Raw genomic sequence first — 23,973 nt, forward strand, 5'->3', positions numbered from 1 at the left:
CCCTGCGATGAATGAGTATGATGTTTTTACAATAACATCATACTCATGCGGCGGGTAGTCAACAGGCCCATTCTACGCTCGGGTGAGCAAAGGAGAACGTATGCAACGTATTACCGTGACGCTGGATGAAGAGTTGCTGCGCGAGGTGGATGCTTTGATGCAGCAGCGTGGCTATCAGAACCGTTCCGAGGCCATTCGAGACCTGACCCGCAGCGGGCTGACTCAGGCCAAGGAAGAGGTCGCGCCGGATGCCCCGTGCATGGGGGCTTTGGTGTATGTCTACGACCATGCGGCGCGAGAGCTCTCCAAGCGGCTGACCAAGCACTCCCACGACCACCACGACCTCACGCTGTCGACGCTGCATGTGCATATCAATCATGACAGCTGCCTGGAAGTGGCGCTGCTCAAAGGGCAGGGGAGTGCCCTGAAGCAGTTTGCCGACGAAGTGACCTCGTCACGCAGCGTACGCCATGGGCAGCTGGTACTGATTCCTGGCGAATAAGGGGCAGGGAAACGGCCACAAAAAAGGCGGCCTGCGGCCGCCTTGATGACGATGGCTTACGCTCAGTGGTGAACGCCGCCTTCGCCGTGTACGTGTCCGTGCTGAACTTCTTCTTCGCTTGCTTCACGAACGGTAGCAATCTCAACGTCGAAGTTCAGGTGCTGACCTGCCAGCGGATGGTTGCCATCCACGACGACGGTGTCACCTTCCACTTTTGTGACGGTGACCATCAGCGGGCCGCCTTGGGTCTGGGCCTGGAACTGCATGCCCGGCTCGATGCTCTCGACGCCCTGGAAGGCATCGCGAGGAACTTCCTGCATCAGCTGCTCCTGAACTTCACCGTAACCCTCGGCAGGGGCTACCTTGACGTTCAGTTTGTCGCCTGCGGCGCGGCCTTCCAGCTCTTTTTCCAGGCCCGGAATGATGTTTCCGGCACCGTGGAGGTAGGTAAGCGGCTCACGGCCTTCGGAACTGTCCAGCACTTCACCTGCATCGTTGGTCAGGGTGTAGTGAAACGCGACAACCGAGTTTTGCGCAATTTGCATTGAATAACCTTTCGGTGAGTGCATGTCCCAACATGGTAACGCGTGTGGGCTGGCTTGTCAGGGGGTAAGCCAGGTTTTTAACCCCCACGCCTTTGGCACTATTGCGCCCGACAGTGACCAGCGATACCCTACTCTCACCTTTTTTCCATAAGCTAACGAAGTGTGATCGGAGCTTGATATGACTGTTTTCCTGATTTGGGTGGTAGCCTTCGTGCTGATCGCCTACTTTGCCAACAAGCGTTGGGACAATGGCTTTAGCCAGGGACTGGATAAACTGTTGCCTGGTGTTCTGAAGACCCATGGCGAGAACCGCCACCTGTGGGTAGCAGCCATCGCCATTCTGGGGGCCACCACGCTGGTGCGCCCGGTCGATATTCTGCTGGTGGCTCTGTTGTTGGCGTTGATCGGGTTTGTTGTTTACAAGCTGGCCAATTGGGCCAGCAACAAGGTGACCCACTAAGTCTGCCAAAACCAGGTCTGCCAAAACCAGGTCTGCCGAAACCAGGCCTGCCCAATGGGTGACATGTGCTGTACCCCGCCACCCGTTGTTCAAGAATGGCTTGAAGCAGACATGAAAAAGCCCGTCCACTCTGGTGGACGGGCTTTTTTTCGAGATCGCACTTTTGCAGGCGCTGGTCAGCTGTGGCCCGCGCGGGTGCGAGGAGCGATCAGTAGGGGGCAACGCTCAGGTTGGCGCCGCTACCAATTAGGCGTACACGCTGGCCAGCCTGGAACTGACGGTCGGCACGTTGAACGACGACCACATCGGTACCGTCGTCACGACGCACTTCCATTTCCAGTGCATTGACGCGGTTGACGCTGTCTTCTACCGCCGTGCCGGCGACGGCACCGCCCAGTGCACCTGCCGCGGTGGCCAGCTGACGGCCTGAACCGCCGCCTACCTGGCTGCCCAGCAGGCCGCCAATTACGGCGCCACCGCCACCGCCCAGCAGGTTGCCGGTGCGGCTATCGGCCTGAATCTGTACCGGACGAACGGCCACGATGGTGCCATAGCTGACGCTTTGGCCCGTCTGCGCCTGGTTGCCGCGGTACACATCGCCCGAGTAGGTGGATGTGTTGGCGCAGCCAGCCAGTGCCAGGATGCTCAGCGCTGCAACGGGTAGTAAACGTTTCATTCAAACCTCCAGTAAGAATCAGCCCATCTGGCTGTGAACGTCCGCAGATCAATGCGTGCGTCTCATTATAGAACGGCGTTCGCTAAAAGATACCCAAAGCGTACGCTTTTGACCAGCCGTTTGGAAAAAAGGTCACAAAGTAGAGTGTAGACAGGCATTAAGAAAGCAGTGTGCAAAAAATCGACAGACCATGAAGTACGCTGCAAAAAACACCAAGGGGAGCCGTGGCTCCCCTTGGTGTGTTGCAGTGGCTAGGTGCTTAGCCAAACTGGTTCATGGTGTTGTCCTTGCCGCCAGCTTTCAGTGCGGCCTCACCATGGAAGAACTCCTTGTGATCGTCGCCGATGTTGGAGCCCGCCATATCCTGGTGCTTGACCGTGGCGATACCCTGGCGAATTTCCTGACGCTGGACGCCTGCCACGTAGGCCAGCATGCCTTCGTCACCGAAGTAGCCCTTGGCCAGGTTGTCGGTAGACAGCGCCGCCGTGTGGTAGGTGGGCAGGGTGATCAGGTGGTGGAAGATACCCGCTTCGCGCGCCCCGTCACGCTGGAAGTTGCGCGTCCACTCATCGGCCAGTTGCCCCAACTCGGTGTTGTCGTATTCGACGCTCATCAGCTTGTCGCGCTGGTAGGCCGATACGTCCTTGCCCTCTTTCTCCCAGGCATCGAAGACCTGCTGGCGGAAGTTCAGCGTCCAGTTGAAGGAGGGTGAGTTGTTGTACACCAGCTTGGCGTCCGGCACGACCTCGCGGATGCGGTTCACCATGCTGGCGATCTGGCCGACATGGGGCTTCTCGGTTTCGATCCACAGCAGGTCGGCACCGTTTTGCAGGCTGGTGATACAGTCCAGGATCACGCGGTCTTCGCCGGTGCCTGGCTTGAACTGGTAGAGGCCAGAAGCCAAACGCTTGGGCTTGACCAGCTTGCCGTTCTGCTTGATGACTACGTCGCCGTTGTTGATGTCCGAGGCGTTCTCGATGACATCGCCATCCAGGAAGCTGTTGTACTGGTCGCCCAGGTCGCCTGGCTCATTGGTGACGGCGATCTTCTGGGTCAAACCAGCGCCCAGCGAGTCGGTACGGGCGACGATGACGCCATCTTCGACGCCCAGCTCCAGAAAGGCGTAGCGCACGGCGTTGATCTTGGCCAGGAAGTCTTCATGGGGCACGGTGACCTTGCCATCCTGGTGACCACACTGCTTCTCGTCGGATACCTGGTTTTCGAGCTGGATACAGCAGGCACCCGCCTGGATGAATTTTTTGGCCAGCAGGTACGTGGCTTCGGCGTTACCAAACCCGGCATCGATGTCGGCAATGATCGGCACGATATGGGTTTCGTAGTTGTCGATCTTGCTGATCAGCTCTTTTTCTTTGGCGCTGTCGCCTGCGGCCTTGGCGTCGTCCAGCGCACGGAACAGGTGGTTGAGTTCCCAGGCATCGGCCTGCTTGAGGAAGGTGTAGAGTTCCTCGATCAGGTTGGCCACCGAGGTTTTCTCATGCATGGACTGGTCAGGCAGCGGGCCAAACTCGGAGCGCAGGGCTGCCACCATCCAGCCTGAAAGGTACAGGTAGCGGCGCTTGGTGGTGCCAAAATGCTTCTTGATGGAAATCAGTTTCTGCTGGCCGATGAAGCCGTGCCAGCAACCCAGCGATTGGGTGTACTGGGAGGTGTCGGCATCGTAGGCGGCCATGTCGTCACGCATGATCTTGGCGGTGTAACGAGCAATGTCCAGGCCAGTATGGAAGCGGTTTTGGGCACGCATGCGAGCGGCGTATTCAGGTTTGATCGCTGACCACTTGCCGCCTTGGGCTTCGCGCAGTTGGGCCATGGCTTTGATATCGTCGAGCAGTCCTGACATGAGCTGATTCCTCCAGGGTTATCGTCGTTCGCAGGCTAGCTTGTTGTTATGCTGCACCTGCGAGATAGCGTTCAGCATTGTGCAATTTTGCGGCGCTGTCTATAGGCCAATCGTCTCTCAGTAAAACGTCGTGCCTCGGCGCTTGGCGTCATACAGCGACATGGCGTAAGAGCTGAGAAGCAATGTCGCTGCAGTGCAATAACTATCGGTCAGGAAGCTGCATTCAACAATTGTCACTTCGGGGCAGGGGGCGTTGTAGTCCGACGACATCGACTACGTCGAACGCCCTGTTTGTGTAGTCGTTTTTCGCCTGTTGGACGTAAAAAAAAGCGCCGCTGTCTCAGCGGCGCTATAACGCGTGTTCGATGGCCTGATGGCGGGTTACAGCACCAGGGTCATTTCGCGGTGGGGGATGCCGGCATCCATGAAGACCTCGCCATGGGCTACGAAGCCTAAACGCTCATAGAAGGCGAGGGCGTGTAGCTGGGCGCTGAGGGCCGCGTGGCGATGGCCTGCCTCGCGGGCAGCGGCGATGGCAGCCTCCATGAGTCGATAGCCAATGCCCGCGCCCCGTGCGCTACTCAACACCGCTACGCGACCAATATGGCCGTCGGGCAGCAGGCGCGCGGTACCCACCGGCTCGTCATTCAGCGTGGCGAGGAAGTGCAGGCATTCGCCATCCCGGCCATCCCACTCCTCTTCCTGAGGAACCTGCTGCTCATCGATGAAGACCACGCGGCGAATCAACGACGCCGCGTCGCCCAGTTCACGCCAGTCGCCTTGTTGCACGGTGGTGGCTGTGTTCACGCCTTACTCCTCGTCGTCTTCACCCATGAAGCCCAGGCTGCCGCTATTGATCAGCTGCGTGAGCAGCGCTGCCGCACCGTCCAGTTCCAGCACCTCGTCGTACATGGGCTCCGGGTCGGCGACCCGCTTGGCCAGCGCTTCCGAGCAGGCGTGTCCGTCGCCATCCACGAACAGTGTGGTGCCGGAGGCATCGCTGCGCCAGGCAAAGCGCGAACCGGGCATATGGAACAGCGGCTCGCCCTGTTGTAGCTGAGCAACAAGCGCGGCTTCGTCCAGCGGCTCGTCCAGCGGCATCAGCTGGTCGACGTACTTGGGCTGAGTCATGACGCGGCCAAACCACTGGGCCATCTGCTCGGGTTTGTCCAGCGTCGAGAGGATGAACTGACGCATACGCTCGATGGCGGCGTCGTCCAGCTCGCTCTGATGTTGGGCCGGTGCCATGCCCGCATCGCTGTAACGCTGGGATTCCGACATCTGCTCGCCCACGTAGTCGGCGTAGGAGGTGATGGCTTCGTCGGCCGAGGGAGCGCGAAAACCCACTGAAATGGTCATGCAGTCGTCGGTCTGGCTGACCCCGTGATGCGCCCAGCCCGGCGGCAGGTAGAGCATGTCGCCCGGTGCCAGGGTCCAGTCGGAGTCGGGTTCGATCTCGAAGGTTTCCAGAATACGCAGGTCGATGCCCTGTACGATCGGCGCGTTGTCCGGCTGCTTGCCGCCCAGCTGCCAGCGGCGATGGCCGCGGGCCTGCAGCAGGAACACATCGTACTGGTCGATGTGCGGGCCGACGCTGCCGCCGGGGGGCGCGTAGCTCACCATGATATCGTCCATGCGCCAGCGGGGCAGGAAGTCGAACTCGTCCATCAGCGCAGCAATGGAGGGCACGTAGTGGTCGACGGCTTGCACCAGCAGGCTCCAGTGGCCTTCGGGGAGGCGCTCGAAGGTAGCGTCATCGAAGGGGCCGTGGGATACCTGCCAGGGGCCGTCAGGGCCGTTCTCTTCCACCAGCCGCGCTTCCACACCCGGCTCGCAGGCCAGGCCTGCCAGCTCATCGGGGTCGATGGGGCTGACGAAGTCCGGGATAGCGCCACGAATCAGCAGGGGCTTCTGCTGCCAGTAGTGGGCCAAGAAGTCGGCGGGTGTTAAATCACCCAGCAGGGTGAGTGGCTTATCGTGATGACTCATGGCGTTATCCTGAAGTGAGTGAGCGGCACGGAACGAAACGGCGTGCGTTTATAGGGACGCAAGCCGTTGCGGAAGGGCTTCGGCCTGCGCCTTCGCATTACCAATATAGCTGGCTGGCGAAAGAGATTTCAGCTCCTGTTTCACGTCGTCGGGCAGTGCCAGGGTGTCGATGAAGGCTGCAAAGCCTGCCTGGTCGATCTGCTTGCCGCGGGTCAGCTCCTTGAGCTTCTCGTAGGGCTTCTCGATGCCGTAACGACGCATGACGGTCTGAATGGGTTCGGCCAGCACTTCCCAGCTGTTGTCCAGGTCTTCGGCGAGTCTGGCCGGGTTGGCTTCCAGCTTGCTGATGCCTTTCAGGCTGGCGTGGTAGCCAATCAAGCCGTAAGCCAGGCCGACGCCGAGGTTGCGCAGCACCGTGGAGTCGGTCAGGTCGCGCTGCCAGCGGGAAATCGGCAGTTTCTGGGCCAGATGGCTGAGGATGGCGTTGGCCAGGCCCAGGTTGCCTTCGGAGTTTTCGAAGTCGATGGGGTTGACCTTGTGCGGCATGGTGGAGGAGCCGATTTCGCCCTCGACGGTGCGTTGCTTGAAGTAGCCCAACGAAATGTAGCCCCACACGTCACGATCGAAATCGATCAGGATGGTGTTGTAGCGGCACAGGGAGTCGAACAGCTCGGCAATGTAGTCGTGGGGTTCGATCTGTGTGGTGTAGGGGTTGAAGCTCAGTCCCAGCCCTTCCACGAACGTGCGCGCATTGGCTTCCCAGTCGATATCCGGGTAGGTGGTCAGGTGAGCGTTGTAGTTGCCCACGGCGCCGTTGATCTTGCCCAGAATCTCGACGCTTTCGATCTGTTTGAGCTGGCGCTTGAGGCGGTAGGCCACGTTGGCCATTTCCTTGCCCAGCGTGGTGGGGCTCGCCGTCTGACCATGGGTGCGCGACAGCATGGGCTGGCCAGCGTGGGCGATGGCCAGCTTACCGATTTCATCGGCCACTTCATGCAGGGTAGGCAGCATGGCTTTCAGGCCATCGGCCAGCATGACCCCGTAGGAGAGGTTGTTGATGTCCTCGGAGGTGCAGGCAAAGTGGATGAATTCGGTGACCGCATGCAGCTCGGCCTGATCGGCAATCTTCTCCTTGAGGAAGTATTCGACCGCCTTGACGTCATGATTGGTGGTGCGCTCGATCTCCTTGATGCGTTCGGCATCGGCCACTGAAAACTCACGAATCAACTGCTCCAGGAAGGCCGTGGCGGCTGCCGAAAGCGGCGGTACTTCGACGATCTGGCTGTGCTCTGCAAGGCGTTGCAGCCAGCGCACTTCCACGATCACACGGGCACGGATCAAACCGAATTCGCTGAAGTGTTCACGCAGCGCTGCGGCTTTGGCACCGTAGCGGCCGTCAACAGGGGAAAGTGCGGTCAAGGCTGAGAGTTGCATGGCTTGGTTTCCAGGTTGGTCGAGAGTCAGTGATCGAGAGTCGGTGATCGAGAGTCGGTGGTCGAACATCAGTGGTTGGGGCGTCAGGCTGGCGAGGCAGCGTTTGTCTAGCCCAGCTCATCCAGAGCGCGGCGCAAGGCCTTGCGCTGAAACACCAGTTTCCAGCGCCGTCCACCCTGCTGGTGCCACAGCAGCGCAAAGCGGATACCGGCCATGAGACAGGCGCGTACGCGTTCGGGCATCATGCGGGTCTGCAAGAGCGAGGGGTCACCCTGTACCACGATGCGGGTCTTTAGCGTGGAGAGGGTTTCCTGATAGGTTTCCCCCAGGCTTGCAATCACGTTTTCGTGGGTCGTGCCGAAGTGCTCTGCCTGCCCCTGCACGTGGGTGAGTTTCTGGCCCAGCAGGTCCATCATGGCCGTGTCGTTACGCAACTTGTTCATCAATAGCAGCAGCGAAAAGCCGTAGCGCAGCACCACCGGATTGGCCTGCTTGCGGCCTACCAGGGCTTCCAGTGTGTCGAGCCCCCGGCGCAGGTTGTTGGGGTGTCCGCCGTAAATGGCTTCGAAGCTTTCGGGGTTGGTATCCACCGTGGCATGGATCAGCGTGTCCCAGGCGCGGGTGTCTACCTGCCCGGTGCGGGCCAGTTCGTCCACCAGGCTGGCGGCCTGAAAGACCCCGGCCAGGGCCAGAGCCTGGCGCGCTGCCGGAGAGTCGGGAGCACGATGAATGGGGGTGGCGCTCATGCCGCGGCCTCCGTGGTGTTCCAGGTGGCGCGAATTACGCCGCCGCCCAGACAGAAGTCGTTGTCGTAGAGCACCAGCGATTGGCCGGGCGTCACGGCCCACTGCGGGTCATCGAAGATGACTTCGACGCTGCCGTCGGCCTGGGCGCGGATCTCGCAGGGGCAGTCGCTCTGGCGGTAGCGCGTCTTGGCGGTAAACCGGCCCTGCTGGGCAGGTGGCTCGCCCGCTACCCAGTCCATTGCTTCGGTGGCCAGCGCATTGGTATGCAGCAGGGCGTGCTGCTTGCCTTGCACGGCGATCAGTACGTTGCGCGTCAGGTCCTTGCCTGCCACGTACCAGGGGTCTTCGGGGTAGTTGGCTAGTCCACCAATTCCCAGGCCCTGGCGCTGGCCGAGGGTGTAGTACATCAACCCCATATGTTGGCCAATCACATCGCCTTCCGGCGTTTCGATGGTGCCTGGCTGAGCGGGCAGGTACTGCTGCAGGAAATCACGAAAGCGACGCTCACCGATGAAGCAGATACCGGTGGAGTCCTTTTTCCTGGCCGTCACCAGGTCGTGTTGTTCGGCCAAGGCGCGCACGGCGGGTTTCTCCAGCTCGCCGACGGGGAACAGCGTACGCGCAATGGCCGCTTCAGGTACGGCGTGCAGGAAATAGCTCTGATCCTTGTTGGCATCCAGCCCCTTGAGCAGCCGTGGTCGACCTGCGCGCTCGCCCTGGCGCACGTAGTGGCCGGTCGCGATCTTGTCGGCGCCGAGCATTTCGGCGTACTCCAGGAACACCTTGAACTTGATTTCTCGGTTACACAGGATATCCGGGTTGGGAGTGCGCCCCGCCTTGTATTCGGCCAGGAAATGCTCGAACACGTTGTCCCAATATTCGGCGGCGAAGTTGGCCGTATGCAGTTTGATGCCCAGCTTGGCACAGACCGCTTCTGCGTCGGCCAGGTCTTCCTTGGCAGTGCAGTATTCGGTGCCGTCGTCTTCATCCCAGTTCTTCATGAACAGGCCTTCGACTTCGTACCCTTGCTGTAGCAGCAGCAGAGCCGAGACGGATGAATCGACGCCTCCCGACATGCCCACGATGACCTTGCCAGTGGCGTGAGCGGCGGTGTCGGAGGTGGCCTGGGTAGCGGTGCCATGGATGGATGTCATGGGCATCCTCTGTTGAAGTGGTATGCAAGTGGGCGGCGATTATACACGATGGGAGCCGGATGCTTCGAGTGCTTCACTCGTGGATCACGTCCAGCGGGTAGTGGCGACCTGCCAGGGCATCGTCGATACGCTGCAGCACCAGCGGGCTGCGCAGCCGACGCTCGCTGGCCAGCGCGGCGATCTCGGCGCGGGTCAACCAGTGGGTGGCCAGGATGTCGTTATCCAGCGGTGTGCCGAGCGAGCGGAGCGGCGTGGCCACGAAGCCGTGGCTGTGAAAGGTATCGCCCTGTTCGGTATGCAGCACGTAGAGGCCCAGGTAGCTTGTGAGTGAAACGTGCCAGGCGGTCTCTTCCCGAACTTCGCGAAGCAGGGCGGCCTTCGGGCCTTCACCCAGTTCGATATGGCCCGCGGGCTGGTTGAACAGCGTCAGTGGGCTACCCTTGTCCTCTTCGACCATCAGGAAGCGCTCCCCTTCGCGAATCACGCAGGCCACCGTGCTGCGAATGATCGGGCGGCTCATCGCGGCTTTCTCCGAGTTGGGTGGGTGCGCGCCGTTTTCGCCGGTGCCTGGCGCGGCGCGTGGAGGGTTTCCTTGCGCCACTCGCCGGGCGCCAGCCCCTCCAGCCGCCAGGGCCCAATGGCCGCGCGTATCAGGCGCAGGGTAGGGAAGCCTACCTCCGCCGTCATGCGGCGCACCTGGCGGTTGCGGCCTTCGCTGATGGTCAGCTCCAGCCAGCTGGTCACCGGGTGCCGTTTGGGGTCGACGGCGGGGGTTCGCTCTGGCAGGTCGGGAGGCGCCATGCGCCGCGCCTTGGCGGGTAGCGTCGGGCCATCCTTGAGCATCAGCCCGGAGCGCAACCCGTGAAGGGCGTCGTCGGTGAGCTGGCCTTCCAGCTGTACCCAGTAGGTCTTGGGCTGCTTGTGGCGAGGGTGGGCAATGCGGTGAATCAAGGCACCATCATCGCTGAGCAGCAGCAGGCCTTCGGAGTCGTAATCCAGCCGACCTGCAGCGTAGACCCCGGGCACGCTGATCACGTCGGCCAGGGTGGCGCGGCCTTCCCGGTCGGTAAATTGGGAAAGCATTCGGTAGGGCTTGTGCAGTAAATATAGCGTGCTCATGGGCTCGAATAGCGGGTCAGTTGATTTGTCGACAATCGCTCATGCGATTACCGTGCAGCGCTGGTATACTCCGGCGCAGCCGTTTGAGATGTACCGGCGTCGTTTTACCACCGAGTGACCATAAGGGGCAGCGCATACAGGATGCTCCACCCGCTTCGCGGCAAGGCTATTCGTTGTATGAGCCGCGTAGCTCAGGGTTTTTTATAATCACAGCGACTGAAAAGAAGAGGTTAACGCAAAATGTCTAAAACGCCGAAGATCATTTATACGCTCACCGATGAAGCTCCTGCGCTCGCTACCTACTCCTTGTTACCGATTATTGATGCCTTCACCGACTCGGCCGGTGTCGAAGTAGAAACCCGTGATATCTCTCTGGCAGCGCGTGTGCTGGCGCAGTTCCCGGACGTGTTGAGCGACGAACAGCGGGTCAGCGATGACCTGGCAGAGCTGGGCCAGCTGGCCACCACGCCGGAAGCCAACATCATCAAGCTGCCCAACATCAGTGCGTCTGGCCCGCAGCTGAAAGCGACTATCAAAGAGCTGCAGAGCCAGGGCTACCCGCTGCCCGAGTATCCTGAAGAGCCCAAAAACGACGAAGAAGCCTCCATCAAGGCGCGTTACGACAAGGCCAAGGGCAGCGCCGTCAACCCGGTGCTGCGTGAAGGCAACTCTGACCGCCGTGCGCCGAAGTCGGTCAAGAACTACGCCCGCAAGTACCCGCATCGCATGGGTGCCTGGAGCGCCGACTCCAAATCCCACGTCGCTCACATGAGCGAAGGCGATTTCTACGGCAGCGAACAGTCGGCGGTCATGGAAAAAGCGGGCACGCTGAAGATCGAGCTGCAGCAGAAGGATGGCGGCAGCGTCGTGCTGAAAGAGGGGCTGGCGGTAAAAGCAGGCGAAGTCATCGACGCTGCCAGCATGAGCAGCCGCCGTCTGCGCAGCTTCATCGCCAGCCAGATCAGCGATGCTCAGCAGAGCGGTGTGCTGTTCTCGCTGCACCTGAAGGCCACCATGATGAAGGTGTCCGACCCGATCATGTTCGGCATCGTGGTCGAAGAGTTCTACAAGGACGTGCTGGAGAAGCATGCCGAAGCGCTGAAGAGCGCAGGTTTCAACCCGAACAGCGGTATCGGTGACCTGTACAGCGCCATCGAGAAGCTGCCCAGCGACCAGCAGGAGGCCATCAAGGCCGACGTGGATGCGCTCTACCAGCAGCGTCCGGCCATGGCCATGGTCAACTCCCATAAAGGCATCACTAACCTGCACGTGCCCAGCGACGTCATCATCGATGCTTCCATGCCAGCGATGATCCGCGATTCCGGCAAGATGTGGAATGCCAACGACGAGCTGCAGGATGCCAAGGCAGTCATCCCGGACCGCTGCTACGCCACCATCTACCAGGCGGTGATCGAGGACTGCAAGCAGCACGGCGCCTTCGACCCCACCACCATGGGTAGCGTGCCCAACGTGGGTCTGATGGCCCAGAAAGCCGAAGAGTACGGCTCCCACGACAAGACCTTCCAGATGCCTGCTGATGGCACCGTGGTAGTGACCGACGACGCAGGCCAGACGCTGTTCAGCCACAGCGTGGAAGCCGGTGATATCTGGCGCATGTGCCAGACCAAGGACGCGCCGATTCAGGACTGGGTCAAGCTGGCCGTTACCCGTGCCCGCGCCAGCGGTGCTCCGGCACTGTTCTGGCTGGACGCCAACCGCGCTCACGATGCGCAGCTGATCAAGAAGGTCGAGGCCTACCTGAAAGAGCACGACACGGCGGGTCTGGATATCCGTATCCTGGCGCCGGTCGATGCCATGAAGGTTTCCCTGGAGCGTATCCGCAAGGGCGAAGACACCATCTCCGTCACCGGTAACGTGCTGCGCGACTACCTCACCGACCTGTTCCCGATCATGGAGCTGGGTACCAGCGCCAAGATGCTCTCTATCGTGCCGCTGATGAACGGCGGCGGTCTGTTCGAGACCGGCGCGGGCGGCTCTGCACCGAAGCACGTTCAGCAGTTCCTGGAAGAGAACCACCTGCGTTGGGACTCGCTGGGCGAGTTCCTGGCGCTGGCTGCCTCGCTGGAGCACCTGGGCAGCACCTTCGGCAACGCCCGTGCGTCTCTGCTGGCCAAGGCGCTGGACGAGGCCAACGGCAAGTTCCTTGACAGCAACAAGTCGCCATCGCGTAAAGTGGGCGAGCTGGATAACCGTGGCAGCCACTTCTACCTGGCAATGTACTGGGCAGAAGCGCTGGCCGCTCAGGATCAGGACGCCGAACTGAAATCCCTGTTTGGCCGTCTGGCCGAGACGCTGCAAGCCAACGAGAGCGCCATCGTCGATGAGCTGAACAGCGTGCAGGGGCAGCCGGTGGATATCCAGGGATACTTCCACCCCAACGGTGAGCTGGCCAGCCAGGCCATGCGTCCGAGCAAGACTCTCAACGACGCGCTGGCCATGGTGGCCAAGGGCTGATCATGCGCTGAGCCGTCGCGCTTCAACGGCTGATCGACCCCTCGCCCGCCTTGCGGGCGAGGGTTTTTTATTCTCTGCTGTGTGATAATTTTTTACCTTTCATGAACCCTTGTTGATGGCAGGCGTCTTATACATGGGTGTACAGTCTGTAGAAGCCTGGACTGTAAATGCTTTGTCCTTGAAGTGACCCAAGGCCCTGACTGTCAGCAGCAAGAAGATGATGCATGTGACTTATGCCTAATACACAACGTCTGGACGTGACAGCGACTCTGCATGCAGGCATGACGCGTCCCGGTATGCCCGAGTACGAAGATGATCTGGCCGTACAGCCCGCCGAGCCTGCGTTGGCCCAGCCGCCTCTGTACAAGGTGGTGCTGCATAACGACGACTACACGCCGATGGAATTCGTCGTCGAAATATTGCAGGGCTTTTTCAATATGGATAACGAGAAAGCCGTACAGGTAATGTTGGCGGTGCATACCCAGGGGAAGGCGACCTGCGGCATTTTTACCCGCGACATTGCAGAAACGAAGAGTTATCAGGTGAATGAGTATGCCCGTGAGTGCGAGCACCCGCTGATGAGCGACATCGAGGCTGCGGATTGATCATGCTGCACCGCATGCAGCGTTGAAAAAAAGTAGCCTTGGGGCTTGCAACCACGCCATTTGTACCCGATGTTGAAAGTGCCGGTCGATTAAACTGATCCGACGCAAGCCCTAGGTGGCGACATGCCCTAGGTAGTAGCGAAAAGGGGACTGCCATGCTGAGCAAAGAACTTGAACTGACCCTGAACACGGCCTTCACCGTGGCTCGCTCGAAGCGCCACGAATTCATGACCGTCGAACATCTGCTCCTGGCACTGCTGGACAATGCCTCCGCGGTCGATGTGCTGAAGGCGTGCGGGGCAAACCTCGACAAGCTGCGGTCCGATCTGCAGGATTTTATCAACTCGACCACGCCGCTGATCCCGGAAGGGCAGGGCGACCGCGAAACGCAGCCTACGCTAGGCTTCCAGCGTGTGCTGCAGCGTGCCGTATTCCACGTCCAATCCTCGGGCAAGAGCGAAGTGAGCGGCGCCAACGTGCTGGTGGCGATCTTCTCCGAGCAGGAGAGCCAGGCGGTCTACTTCCTCAAGCAGCAGAGCGTTGCTCGAGTGGATGCCGTCAACTACATCGCCCACGGCATTTCCAAAGTGTCGGGTCACGGTCCATCGCCATCACCTTCTTCACAAGAGAGCGATGATGCCGAGGAGGGCAGTGCCGAAGGGGCGGCCCATCCGCTGACCGGCTATGCCACCAACCTCAACGAGCAGGCGCGCCAGGGCAAGATCGATCCGCTGATCGGTCGTGACCACGAGCTCGAGCGCGTCGTGCAGATTCTGGCCCGGCGTCGCAAGAACAACCCGCTGCTGGTGGGTGAGGCGGGCGTGGGCAAGACGGCCATTGCCGAAGGGCTGGCCAAGCGTATCGTCGAAGAAGACGTGCCGGACGTGATTGCCGATGCCGTCGTCTACTCCCTCGACATGGGCGCGCTGCTGGCGGGTACCAAATACCGCGGCGATTTCGAAAAACGCTTGAAGAGCCTGCTGGGCGAGCTGCGCAAGCAGCCGAATGCCATTCTGTTCATTGATGAGATTCACACGGTGATCGGCGCAGGAGCAGCGTCCGGTGGCGTCATGGATGCCTCCAACCTGTTGAAGCCGCTGCTCTCGTCGGGCGAACTGCGCTGCATCGGTTCGACCACCTTCCAGGAGTTCCGCGGCATCTTCGAAAAAGACCGTGCCCTGGCGCGTCGCTTCCAGAAGGTCGATGTGCTGGCGCCCTCGGTGGAAGATACCATCAAGATTCTCAAGGGGCTGCGTTCGCGCTTCGAAGAGCATCATGAGCTGAAGTACACCGACGGTGCGCTGGAGAGTGCCGCTCGTCTGGCGGATCGCTACATCAATGATCGTCATCTGCCCGACAAGGCCATCGATGTCATCGACGAGGCTGGTGCGCACCAGCGCATGCTGCCGCCGGAAGTGCGTGCCAAAACCATCGATGTGGAGCAGGTCGAAGCCGTGGTGGCGTCAATTGCCCGCATACCGCCCAAGAGCGTGTCGAGTTCGGATCGTAAACTGCTCGAGAAGTTGGATCGCGACCTGAAAATGCTGGTATTCGGCCAGGACGAAGCCATCGATACGCTGTCGGCCGCCATCAAGCTGTCGCGGGCCGGGCTGAAATCTCCTGACAAACCGGTGGGCAGCTTCCTGTTCGCTGGCCCGACCGGCGTGGGCAAGACGGAAGTGGCCAAGCAGCTGGCGCACATCATGGGGATCGAGCTGGTACGCTTCGACATGTCCGAGTACATGGAGCGTCATACGGTGTCGCGTCTGATTGGCGCACCTCCCGGCTACGTGGGATATGACCAAGGTGGCTTGTTGACCGAGGCCGTCACCAAACAGCCGCACTGCGTGCTGTTGCTCGATGAGATCGAAAAGGCGCATCCTGAAGTCTTCAACCTGCTGCTGCAGGTCATGGATCACGGTCGCCTCACCGACAACAACGGGCGCGAAGCCGATTTCCGCCATGTCATCCTGATCATGACGTCCAACGCAGGGGCCGAGCAGGCGTCACGGCGCTCCATTGGCTTCCAGAGTCAGGATCACTCCACCGATGCCATGGAGGTCATCCGCCGTACTTTCTCACCCGAGTTCCGCAACCGCCTGGACGGCATCATTCAGTTCCATGCTTTGCCGACCTCGGTGGTACGCAACGTCGTCGACAAGTTCCTGATCGAGCTACAGGCGCAGTTGGACGAGAAGCGTGTGCAGCTGGACGTGGACGATATCGCCCGCGACTGGCTGGCAGAGAAAGGCTATGACCCGGACATGGGTGCCCGTCCGATGGCTCGCTTGATTCAGGAGAAGCTCAAGAAGCCGTTGGCCGAGATGATCCTGTTTGGCGAGTTGGCCGAGCAGGGAGGCATCGTACATGTCAGTCTGGAGGAGGGGGAACTGCATCTCTCCACCGAGACGGAGATGGCGGACGCGCCCTGACGGGCGCGGTTCCTACGACACGCAGCGCCCTGTCTTCGACGGGGCGTTGTCGTTTTTAGCGAGCGGCACATTACGGTAAAGCGCGATGCAGTACGGCACTATACGGCGCTACCGTGGCAGTACGGCAAGTGCGGTACAGCCTGCAGAGAAAGGCAGGGGGGTAAAGCGCAGGCAAGAAACTGCGTTGCCTGCAGGCGATTAGCGCGAGCGATAAACGATGCGGCCTTTGGAGAGGTCGTAGGGCGTCAGTTCGACCTTGACCTTGTCGCCGGTCAGGATGCGGATGTAGTTTTTACGCATCTTGCCAGAGATGTGGGCAGTGACCACATGGCCGTTTTCCAGCTCTACACGGAACATGGTGTTGGGAAGGGTATCGACAATAACGCCTTCCATTTCAATATGATCTTCGCGTGCCATATTAGGCAGATCCTCACTTTTTTACGTCGTGGTTGGTCAGAAATTCACTCATCGCGCATCGGCAAACGCCGAGGCGCTCAGGAACAGCGCTATATTGTGCCGTAAGCCTGGCGTCAAGGCAAAAAAGCTGGCCTGTTTAGCGAATTAAAGGCCGCCAATGACGCCCGTCCAGCACCTCGATGGGTGAGAATGCCTGCTTGTAGCGCATTTTGCGGCACTCCTCGATCCAGTAGCCCAGGTAAAGGTGCGGCAACTGTCTGCTTTCACAAAGCGCGATGAGCTGCAGGATGGCGTAGGTGCCCAGCGAGCGTTTCTCCAGCGCGTCGTCCACTTTGAAAAACGTATAAATGGCCGACAAGCCGTGTTCCAGCTGATCGAACGCGGCCACGGCCACCAGCTCATCCTCGAGGCGCAGCTCCATCAGATGGGCGTAGGGCTCCTGCAGCGTCAGGAAAGTACGGTACTGGTCACGACTGGGCGGGTACATGTCGCCGTCGGCATGGCGCAACCGAATGTAATCGGCGTACAGCGCGTAGTGGCCGGGGTCGAAGTGGGCGGGCATGGCGCGCACCGTGATATCAGTATTACGTTGCCAAACCTTGCGCTGGGTGCGGTTGGGCTTGAAGCCGTTGACGGGAATGCGCACCGAACGACATGCATTGCAGCCTTCGCAGTGTGGGCGGTACAAGTGTCGCCCGCTGCGACGAAACCCTAGCAGAGATAGCGAGTCGTATACCCCGGGTACAGGCGACTCCTGTGGGTCGAGAAACAGCGTGGTCGCTTCCTTGTCGGGAAGGTAGCTGCAAGCATGAGGAACGGTCAGGAAGAAGCGCAGATCCCGCACGGGGCGGCGAGGAGCGTTACTACTCACGGCTTGCCTCCTTGAGTGGACAGTGACGCCATCATCTCGCCTCGATGGCATTCGGCAGCGCATCAAGCCAGGGCGAGGCGGGCACGACAGGCGTCTGATCAGGGGTTGAGGGTAAGCAGAATGTTTTTTCCGGTAACCACTGTTCAAGATAGTTGATGAACGTGCGGCGAGCGACTGTTGTTGCGCCCAGGCTGGCCAAGTGGGGGGTGTGCATCTGGCAATCGATCAGCTGGCCGCCATGGGACTGCATGGCATATGCCAGGTGGGCGAGAGCGATCTTGGAGCCATCGGGCACGCGCGAGAACATGGATTCGCCGAAGAACACCGGCCCCATGGCCAGGCCATACAGGCCACCCACCAAGTGCCCGTCCTGATGTACCTCGATGCTATGGGCGATGCCCAGAGTATGCAGGGTGTGATACGCGTGGCGCATCTCGGCGTTGATCCAGGTGCCGGGTTCGCCCCGGCGCGGCGCCGCGCAGGCATCCAGCACGGCTAAAAAGTGTTGATCCCGCGTCACACTGAAGCCACCATGGCGCAGGCGTTTAGCTAAGCTGCGACGTAGCTTAAACTGTGCAGGCAACAGCACCATGCGTGGGTCCGGGCTCCACCACAAAATGGGGTCGTCATCGCTGTACCAGGGAAAAATACCCTTTCGGTAAGCCTCGACCAGCCACGCTGGTGTAAGCTCTCCACCGGCAGCCAGCAGGCCGTTGGGTGACGCCAATGCCTGCTCGGTCGACGGGAAAAAGGGGGTTGGCGAGGAGAGCCAGGGTAGCATCGCTTGCTCCTGTGACGAGTAGCTTGATTAGAAGCGCTGTGACGGCGGAAGGATGCTCGGTATGATGCAAACTCGCAAGTGGATTAAAGACACCAATGTGGTGTAAAGGGAGAATCGCTTGAAAGTAAATAAGGCGGTAGACAAGCGAACGCAGCGTAACGCGCGCCAGTCACCATCTCGTTCATCGACGCGTGTCACGGCGGCAAAGGACAAGGCGCACCGGTTCGGCCTGCGCCTGCAGGGCTCGGCCCGTGAAGGCGTCGTGGTGGTGATGTTGGCCGTCTGCGTCTTCTTGCTGTTATCACTGTTTAGCTATCACCCGGCAGATCCGGGCTGGTCTTACCAGGGGCCTGAGACGCAGGTACGTAACTGGATGGGCCCGGTCGGCGCCTGGCTGGCCGACGTGCTCTATTCACTGTTGGGGGCCAGCGCTCTGTGGTGGCCAGGCATGTTCGGTTATTCGGCCTGGTGGTTGATGCGCTCGCGCCAAGTGCGTTTCGAGCTGGATCCGGTGGCCATTGCCGTGCGCGCGGGTGGCCTCGTGTTGCTGATGTTTGGCACCACCACGCTGGGCGCACTGCATTTTTATCACCCGAACAGCATTTTGCCCTACGCCTCTGGTGGCATTCTGGGAGAAGGGCTGGTGGGTACGCTGAAACTGCTGGTGGGCAGCGGTGGCGTGGGCTTGATTGCTGCGGCGTTGATTCTGATTGGTTTTCCGCTGTTCAGCGGTACTTCCTGGCTGCAAGTGGCCGATGAGGTAGGGCGCAGGCTCTGCCGAGTGGGTGGCTGGTTCGGTGTGCGTCGTGCCAAAAGCCGCGAAAAGCGTGCCGAGCGTGCTGCCGTTCGCGCGGCAGGAAAAGCCGCGGCCAGCAAAGTGAAACAGCGCTCCTGGGTCGAGCCTAGCGATACCAGTACCGACCCAGAACCCGACCCAGACGATGCCTTCTATGCCACGCCTGAACCACAGGGCAGCAGTGCACCCATTTCAGCCCGCCGTGGCGATGACGAAGTAAGCGAGCGCTCACCTGCTCCGCGTCGTGAGCGCCGCGAACCCAGTTTTACGGCAACGGCTCCCGATAGCGATACCTCCATTCCTTGGGAAGCAGCGGCCGTGCTGAGCGAGCGCCATGCTGCACCGTCGAGCGCCTCATCGGCACCGAGCCCCGAGCCTGCTTCCCAGGCGCCTGCTGCGCCCGTGCAGGAAGAGGCCGCTCCCGAGGCCGCAGTGCCTGCTAGGCAGCTCGTCAAGGAGCTGGTCGAGCCGCCTCGTGAACCAGTGATGTCGTTTTCCGCCACGGAGAAGCCGTCTGCCGCGCCGCAGCCGACAGCGTCCGCTCAGCAGTCAACGCCCTTTGTCGAGCCCGTCAAGGTGCCGCGAGAGCCGAGCTTTACTCTGGCAGAGCCGGAAGAAACCGACACCCCAGCGCCCTTGGCGGAACCGCGCATTTGGGCCGCACAGCCCCAGGTGACGCCGACTGCCGAGCCGGAACCTGCCCAGGAGCCCGCTCTCAAGGCAGAACGAGTGCCCGAGCCGCCACAGGCGCAACCGGCAGCACCCGGCTCAGAGGTTGACGAGCCGACAGTCGATGAACCGGTGATCGATAAACCAGTGGTCGATGAACCCGTTTCTGAAGGGACGCCGCTGAGAGCTTCCCGAGAAGACGATGCCGCGATGGCCGCGCCCACGTCGCTGAGCGCCCGCGACCCGGACGATGAGACACGTCAAGAGGCGCCTCTGGCCGTCGTTCCCGAACAGGTGGCTGCTTCGACATCGGTTGAATCGGCCCCGGTGCCCCTGGCGGCGGAGCCACGCCGCGAGCGGGTGCCCGAAGTCGTGCCCGAGCCGGTATGGGACGAGGATGACGAAGAGCTGCCCGTCAGCCCGGCGCCGATAGCCACAGGGCCACGCCATGAGCCAACCCTGGCGGCAGATACGCCGCCGGATGCAGAGCCCGATAATGGCCCTACGCTGTGGACCGTCGAGCATCTGCAGAGTCAGCGACCCAGTTTCGAGACCCAAGATGAGCCCGAGGGGGAGGTGCCCAGCCTGCAACTGCTGACCCCGCCCGAGCCCCATCAGCCCAACTACACAGACGAGCAGCTGGCGGACATGGCCGAGCTGCTGGAAGTCCGGCTGCGTGAATACGGGGTCAAGGCAGAAGTGGTGGACACTTGGCCCGGGCCTGTCATCACGCGTTTCGAAATCAAGCCCGCCGCTGGTGTGAAGGTTTCCAAGATCAGTAACCTGGCCAAGGATCTGGCACGCTCGCTGATGGTGAAAAGCGTGCGCGTGGTCGAGGTCATCCCGGGTCGTCCTACGGTCGGTATCGAAATACCCAACCCTCATCGGGCCATGATTCGATTGCGCGAAGTGATCGACTCCGACCGCTACCAGCAGGAGAGCTCACCGCTGACCATGGCCCTTGGCCAGGACATCGGTGGCGGGCCCGTGGTCGCCAATCTGGGCAAGATGCCGCATCTGCTGGTGGCCGGTACCACGGGGTCGGGTAAGTCGGTCGGGGTCAATGCAATGCTGATCTCGATGCTGCTGAAGGCCAAGCCTGACGAGCTGAAGCTGATCATGGTCGACCCCAAGATGCTGGAGCTGTCGGTATACGATGGCATACCGCATCTGCTGGCCCCCGTGGTGACGGACATGAAAGAGGCCGCCAACAGCCTGCGCTGGTGCGTGGCGGAAATGGAGCGTCGTTACAAGCTGATGGCTGCCATGGGGGTGCGCAACATTGCGGGCTTCAATGGTCGGCTGGAGGAGGCCGCCCGCGCCGGTGCCCAGGTGGCGGACCCCCTGTGGGAGCCAGAGCCCTGGGAGATGCACCAGACGCCCCCGATACTGGAAAAACTGCCCTATATCGTGGTGGTCATCGACGAATTCGCCGACATGTTCATGATCGTGGGCAAGAAGGTGGAGGAGCTGATTGCCCGGCTGGCCCAGAAAGCACGGGCGGCCGGTATCCACCTGATTCTGGCCACCCAGCGCCCCTCGGTGGATGTGGTGACGGGCTTGATCAAGGCCAATATTCCCTCACGGATGGCGTTCCAGGTATCGTCACGGATCGACTCGCGCACCATTCTCGACCAGGGCGGTGCAGAGAGCCTGCTGGGGCATGGCGATATGCTCTACCTGCCGGCCGGGTCGGGCCCGCCCAACCGGGTCCATGGCGCGTTCGTGGATGATGATGAAGTGCACCGGGTCGTCGATGACTGGAAGCGCCGCGGTGAGCCGGAGTACATCGACGAGATTCTCTCGGGCGGTGTTTCAGCCGATGCGCTGACGGGCCTCGAAGCCGAAGGCGTAGAGGGTGACGATGCCGAGCAGGATGCGCTGTACGATGAGGCGGTCCAGTTCGTCACGGAAACGCGCAAGGCGTCCATCTCGGCGGTTCAGCGCCGTTTCAAGATTGGCTACAACCGCGCGGCACGCCTGGTGGAAGCCATGGAAGGGGCAGGCGTGGTCTCCTCCATGGGGGGCAACGGTTCCCGCGAGGTGCTGGCGCCGCCGCCGGTGGGCCATTGAGCCATCGGTATTCGTCAATCATGCAACAAGCGTGAAAGTCGCGCCGCAGGTGCAACCCTGCGGCGTTTTTCGCGTCTGAATGGCATCAGGAGCAGCGCTTGCTCCGTGCCTCATCCGCTTTTGGCAATGACTGCCTAGGGAGAATCACTATGCGCGAACCTACTCAACGTCGCTCGCCTGCATTGGCATTGGCTGCTAGCGCACTGGGGCTTACCTTTGCCGCACCCATGGCCTGGGCCAACGAAGCGGCCGAACGCCTCACCGAGCGTCTCGACCCTCTCGAGAACTACCATGCCAGCTTCGAGCAGCGGATTCTCGATGGCAGCGGCCAGCGCCTGCAAAGTGCTCATGGCGAAATGTGGCTGTCACGTCCTGGCTTGCTGCGCTGGGAAGTCGACGCTCCTTATTCGCAAACCGTCGTGTCCGATGGGGAAGACGTTTACCTGTACGACCCGGACCTGGAGCAGGTCACCGTTCAGGCCATGGATGACCGTGTCACGCACACGCCGGCGCTACTGCTTTCCGGAAGTGCCACCGAGCTGACGGCCAGCTACGACGTGTTCTACGAGCAGCAGGATGGCGATGACGTCTTTACGCTGATTCCCACCTCTGCCGATACGCTGTTCGAAGAGCTCAGCATGGTGTTCGACCAGCAAACCCTGACCGAGCTGTGGATGATGGACAGCACCGGGCAGCGTACTTCGATTACCTTCAGCGATATCACCCGCAATGGCAGCATCGACCGCAGCCTGTTCGACTTCGACATCCCGGACGGCACCGACGTCATCCGTGAAGAGTGGTAGGCAGCGTGCTTGCTGTTTAAAACGCTCTTTCCGCTTGGCATCTCTGTATTAGCACCTCTTGATCAGGCACTTTCGGGTGCCTGATCTGCTTGTTGGTCCTGCTGTGCTCGCCAGGCCATGATCTCGGCAAAGCGTTTCTCCTGACCCAGCTCACTGGGTTCGTAAAAGCGGGCTGCTGGTACTTCGTCTGGCCAGCAATCGTGTGCGCTGCCTGCCGGGTAGCCGTGGGGCTCATTATGGGCGTAGCGGTAACCTTGCCCATGCCCCAATTGCTCCATGAGTTTGGTTGGGGCGTTACGCAGGTAGCTGGGGACTTCCAGCTGAGGCTGCTGTGCCACGAACTGTCGAGCACTTTTCCAGGCCTGGTCGACCCGGTTGCTCTTGGGTGCCACTGCCAGGTGAATGGCGGCATGGGCAATGGCGCGTTGGCCTTCGTAATCACCCAGCCGCAGGTAGGCATCCCAGGCGGCGATCACCAGTGGCAGTGCCCGTGGGTCGGCATTGCCCACATCTTCCGAGGCAATGGCCGTCAAACGGCGCACGATATCCAGCGGATCGCCGCCTCCCTGAAGAAAGCGCGCCATGTACAGCAGGGCGGCATCCGGGCGCGATGAGCGAACCGACTTGTGAATGGCCGACAGCAGGTCGTAGTAGGCATCCCCCTGTTTGTCGAAGGCGCTAGCCTGGTGGCCCACCACGTCGGCCAGTACCGCCTTACGCAGCACTTCCCGGCCTGCGACGGCGTCGGTGAAGTCGCAGGCCGTCTCCAGCAGCCCCAAGGCCCGCCGGGCATCGCCAGCGCTGGCGTGGGCCAGCGCTTCCAGCACCCCCGGTTCCACCTGAATGCGCCGTTTGCCGAGCCCTCGGCTGTCGCTGTCGAGGGCCTGCTGCATCACCTGTATCAGCTCTTGCTGAGAGAGCGACTTGAGCACGTAGACCCGAGCGCGGGAAAGCAGCGCCGAATTCACCTCGAAGGAGGGGTTTTCCGTGGTCGCGCCGATCAGGGTCAGCAGCCCTGACTCCACGTGGGGCAACAGCGCGTCCTGCTGGCTCTTGTTGAGCCGATGAATCTCATCCAGAAACAGCAACGTGGGTGTCTGACGCTGGCGGGCGCCCTCGACCACCAGCCGAATTTCCTTGACCCCGGCCATCACGGCACTCAAATGCTCCAGGTGCGTTTCGGAGGCGCGAGCCAGCAGTTCGGCCAGGGTGGTCTTGCCCACGCCGGGGGGGCCCCAGAGAATCATCGAGCGAACGACACCTGATTCGGCCATGCGGCGCAGCGGCTTGTCTGGCCCCACCAGCGCCTGCTGGCCAACGTATTCGTTGAGGGTTAGAGGGCGCATGCGATAGGCAAGCGGCGCCTCTTCGGTGGATTGAGTATCAAAAAGATCCATGGCAACTTCCGTTGTAAATCGTTACGTTGAACATTCAATGCTTAACAAGTGTCTGTGGTAAATAGCGCTACGTCAGGCTACCTTTGGGCGTAACTGGGAAGTTCTGCATTGGTTGGCCAACCCCCCAGGCGCAAGACAAGGATTAACGCTAGTGTAGTAGAACCCTGATCA

The 23,973-nt window shown here is 60.9% G+C and carries 21 protein-coding genes; 7 read left to right on the top strand and 14 right to left on the bottom strand.

Translation table 11 applies throughout. The annotated features are described in order from the left end of the window. Positions 1 to 100: 100 nt before the first annotated feature. Positions 101 to 502 (top strand): nickel-responsive transcriptional regulator NikR, encoded by a 402-nt coding sequence (gene nikR, locus CWI66_RS05950; protein ID WP_081195594.1) that lies wholly within the window; start codon positions 101 to 103, stop codon positions 500 to 502. A gap of 62 nt (positions 503 to 564) precedes the next feature. On the opposite strand, the gene CWI66_RS05955 is transcribed toward nikR, so the two are convergent. Then, a complete protein-coding gene (locus tag CWI66_RS05955; protein ID WP_081195595.1) occupies positions 565 to 1,047 on the bottom strand; it encodes an FKBP-type peptidyl-prolyl cis-trans isomerase in 483 nt (160 codons plus the stop codon). Between the two features lie 178 nt (positions 1,048 to 1,225). Here CWI66_RS05955 and CWI66_RS05960 point away from each other — a divergent pair, with 178 nt between their 5' ends. Continuing rightward, positions 1,226 to 1,507 (top strand): hypothetical protein, encoded by a 282-nt coding sequence (locus tag CWI66_RS05960; RefSeq protein WP_016914502.1) that lies wholly within the window; start codon positions 1,226 to 1,228, stop codon positions 1,505 to 1,507. Positions 1,508 to 1,715: 208 nt separating this feature from the next. Here CWI66_RS05960 and CWI66_RS05965 read toward each other — a convergent pair whose 3' ends face one another. The 9 genes from CWI66_RS05965 to CWI66_RS06005 form a co-directional block, all read right to left on the bottom strand. Then, positions 1,716 to 2,183, bottom strand: a complete 468-nt coding sequence (locus CWI66_RS05965) for a glycine zipper 2TM domain-containing protein (protein ID WP_081195596.1) — start codon at positions 2,181 to 2,183, stop codon at positions 1,716 to 1,718. A gap of 259 nt (positions 2,184 to 2,442) precedes the next feature. Further along, a complete protein-coding gene (locus CWI66_RS05970) occupies positions 2,443 to 4,041 on the bottom strand; it encodes an isocitrate lyase (protein WP_081195597.1) in 1,599 nt (532 codons plus the stop codon). Between the two features lie 381 nt (positions 4,042 to 4,422). Next, positions 4,423 to 4,848, bottom strand: coding sequence for a GNAT family N-acetyltransferase (locus CWI66_RS05975; protein ID WP_081137491.1), 426 nt, complete (start codon positions 4,846 to 4,848; stop codon positions 4,423 to 4,425). Between the two features lie 3 nt (positions 4,849 to 4,851). Then, the gene (locus tag CWI66_RS05980; protein WP_100731184.1) at positions 4,852 to 6,030 is read right to left on the bottom strand and encodes a cupin domain-containing protein; all 1,179 of its coding nucleotides are present in this window, start codon (positions 6,028 to 6,030) and stop codon (positions 4,852 to 4,854) included. A gap of 48 nt (positions 6,031 to 6,078) precedes the next feature. Further along, the gene (gene purB / locus CWI66_RS05985; protein WP_100731185.1) at positions 6,079 to 7,464 is read right to left on the bottom strand and encodes an adenylosuccinate lyase; all 1,386 of its coding nucleotides are present in this window, start codon (positions 7,462 to 7,464) and stop codon (positions 6,079 to 6,081) included. A 107-nt stretch (positions 7,465 to 7,571) separates the two neighbouring features. After that, the gene (gene hflD, locus CWI66_RS05990; RefSeq protein ID WP_081137495.1) at positions 7,572 to 8,210 is read right to left on the bottom strand and encodes a high frequency lysogenization protein HflD; all 639 of its coding nucleotides are present in this window, start codon (positions 8,208 to 8,210) and stop codon (positions 7,572 to 7,574) included. Further along, positions 8,207 to 9,364: a tRNA 2-thiouridine(34) synthase MnmA gene (gene mnmA, locus CWI66_RS05995; protein WP_100731186.1), complete on the bottom strand. Its 1,158-nt coding sequence runs from the start codon at positions 9,362 to 9,364 to the stop codon at positions 8,207 to 8,209. Before mnmA ends, hflD begins: the two co-directional genes overlap by 4 nt. A gap of 73 nt (positions 9,365 to 9,437) precedes the next feature. Continuing rightward, entirely contained in the window at positions 9,438 to 9,884 is a 447-nt protein-coding gene (locus tag CWI66_RS06000) for an NUDIX domain-containing protein (protein ID WP_100731187.1), read from the bottom strand. Beyond that, entirely contained in the window at positions 9,881 to 10,483 is a 603-nt protein-coding gene (locus CWI66_RS06005) for a pseudouridine synthase (protein WP_100731188.1), read from the bottom strand. The genes CWI66_RS06000 and CWI66_RS06005 overlap by 4 nt, the downstream gene beginning before the upstream one ends. A 240-nt stretch (positions 10,484 to 10,723) precedes the next feature. On the opposite strand from CWI66_RS06005, the gene CWI66_RS06010 reads away from it, so the two are divergent. The 3 genes from CWI66_RS06010 to clpA all read left to right on the top strand — a co-directional run bounded on the left by CWI66_RS06010 (position 10,724) and on the right by clpA (position 15,995). Beyond that, entirely contained in the window at positions 10,724 to 12,958 is a 2,235-nt protein-coding gene (locus tag CWI66_RS06010; protein ID WP_100731189.1) for an NADP-dependent isocitrate dehydrogenase, read from the top strand. A 281-nt stretch (positions 12,959 to 13,239) separates the two neighbouring features. Then, positions 13,240 to 13,563: an ATP-dependent Clp protease adapter ClpS gene (gene clpS, locus CWI66_RS06015; protein ID WP_371317426.1), complete on the top strand. Its 324-nt coding sequence runs from the start codon at positions 13,240 to 13,242 to the stop codon at positions 13,561 to 13,563. A 155-nt stretch (positions 13,564 to 13,718) separates the two neighbouring features. Next, entirely contained in the window at positions 13,719 to 15,995 is a 2,277-nt protein-coding gene (gene clpA, locus CWI66_RS06020) for an ATP-dependent Clp protease ATP-binding subunit ClpA (RefSeq protein WP_100731190.1), read from the top strand. A gap of 198 nt (positions 15,996 to 16,193) precedes the next feature. Here clpA and infA read toward each other — a convergent pair whose 3' ends face one another. The 3 genes from infA to aat all read right to left on the bottom strand — a co-directional run bounded on the left by infA (position 16,194) and on the right by aat (position 18,064). Then, entirely contained in the window at positions 16,194 to 16,412 is a 219-nt protein-coding gene (gene infA, locus CWI66_RS06025) for a translation initiation factor IF-1 (RefSeq protein WP_007111068.1), read from the bottom strand. Positions 16,413 to 16,548: 136 nt separating this feature from the next. Then, positions 16,549 to 17,283, bottom strand: a complete 735-nt coding sequence (locus CWI66_RS06030) for an arginyltransferase (protein ID WP_100731191.1) — start codon at positions 17,281 to 17,283, stop codon at positions 16,549 to 16,551. A gap of 31 nt (positions 17,284 to 17,314) precedes the next feature. Continuing rightward, on the bottom strand, positions 17,315 to 18,064 hold the full coding sequence (gene aat / locus CWI66_RS06035) for a leucyl/phenylalanyl-tRNA--protein transferase (protein WP_100731192.1): 750 nt from the start codon (positions 18,062 to 18,064) through the stop codon (positions 17,315 to 17,317). A gap of 118 nt (positions 18,065 to 18,182) precedes the next feature. Between aat and CWI66_RS06040 the strand changes: the two genes are divergently transcribed. Both CWI66_RS06040 and lolA read left to right on the top strand, forming a co-directional pair. Further along, positions 18,183 to 21,602: a DNA translocase FtsK gene (locus CWI66_RS06040; RefSeq protein WP_100731193.1), complete on the top strand. Its 3,420-nt coding sequence runs from the start codon at positions 18,183 to 18,185 to the stop codon at positions 21,600 to 21,602. 149 nt (positions 21,603 to 21,751) lie between these two features. Next, positions 21,752 to 22,405: an outer membrane lipoprotein chaperone LolA gene (gene lolA, locus CWI66_RS06045; protein WP_016914486.1), complete on the top strand. Its 654-nt coding sequence runs from the start codon at positions 21,752 to 21,754 to the stop codon at positions 22,403 to 22,405. A gap of 62 nt (positions 22,406 to 22,467) precedes the next feature. Here lolA and CWI66_RS06050 read toward each other — a convergent pair whose 3' ends face one another. Next, a complete protein-coding gene (locus tag CWI66_RS06050) occupies positions 22,468 to 23,802 on the bottom strand; it encodes a replication-associated recombination protein A (protein ID WP_100731194.1) in 1,335 nt (444 codons plus the stop codon). Between the last annotated feature and the right edge of the window lie 171 nt (positions 23,803 to 23,973).

Source organism: Halomonas sp. 141, from assembly GCF_002810305.1.
GTDB lineage: Bacteria > Pseudomonadota > Gammaproteobacteria > Pseudomonadales > Halomonadaceae > Vreelandella > Vreelandella stevensii.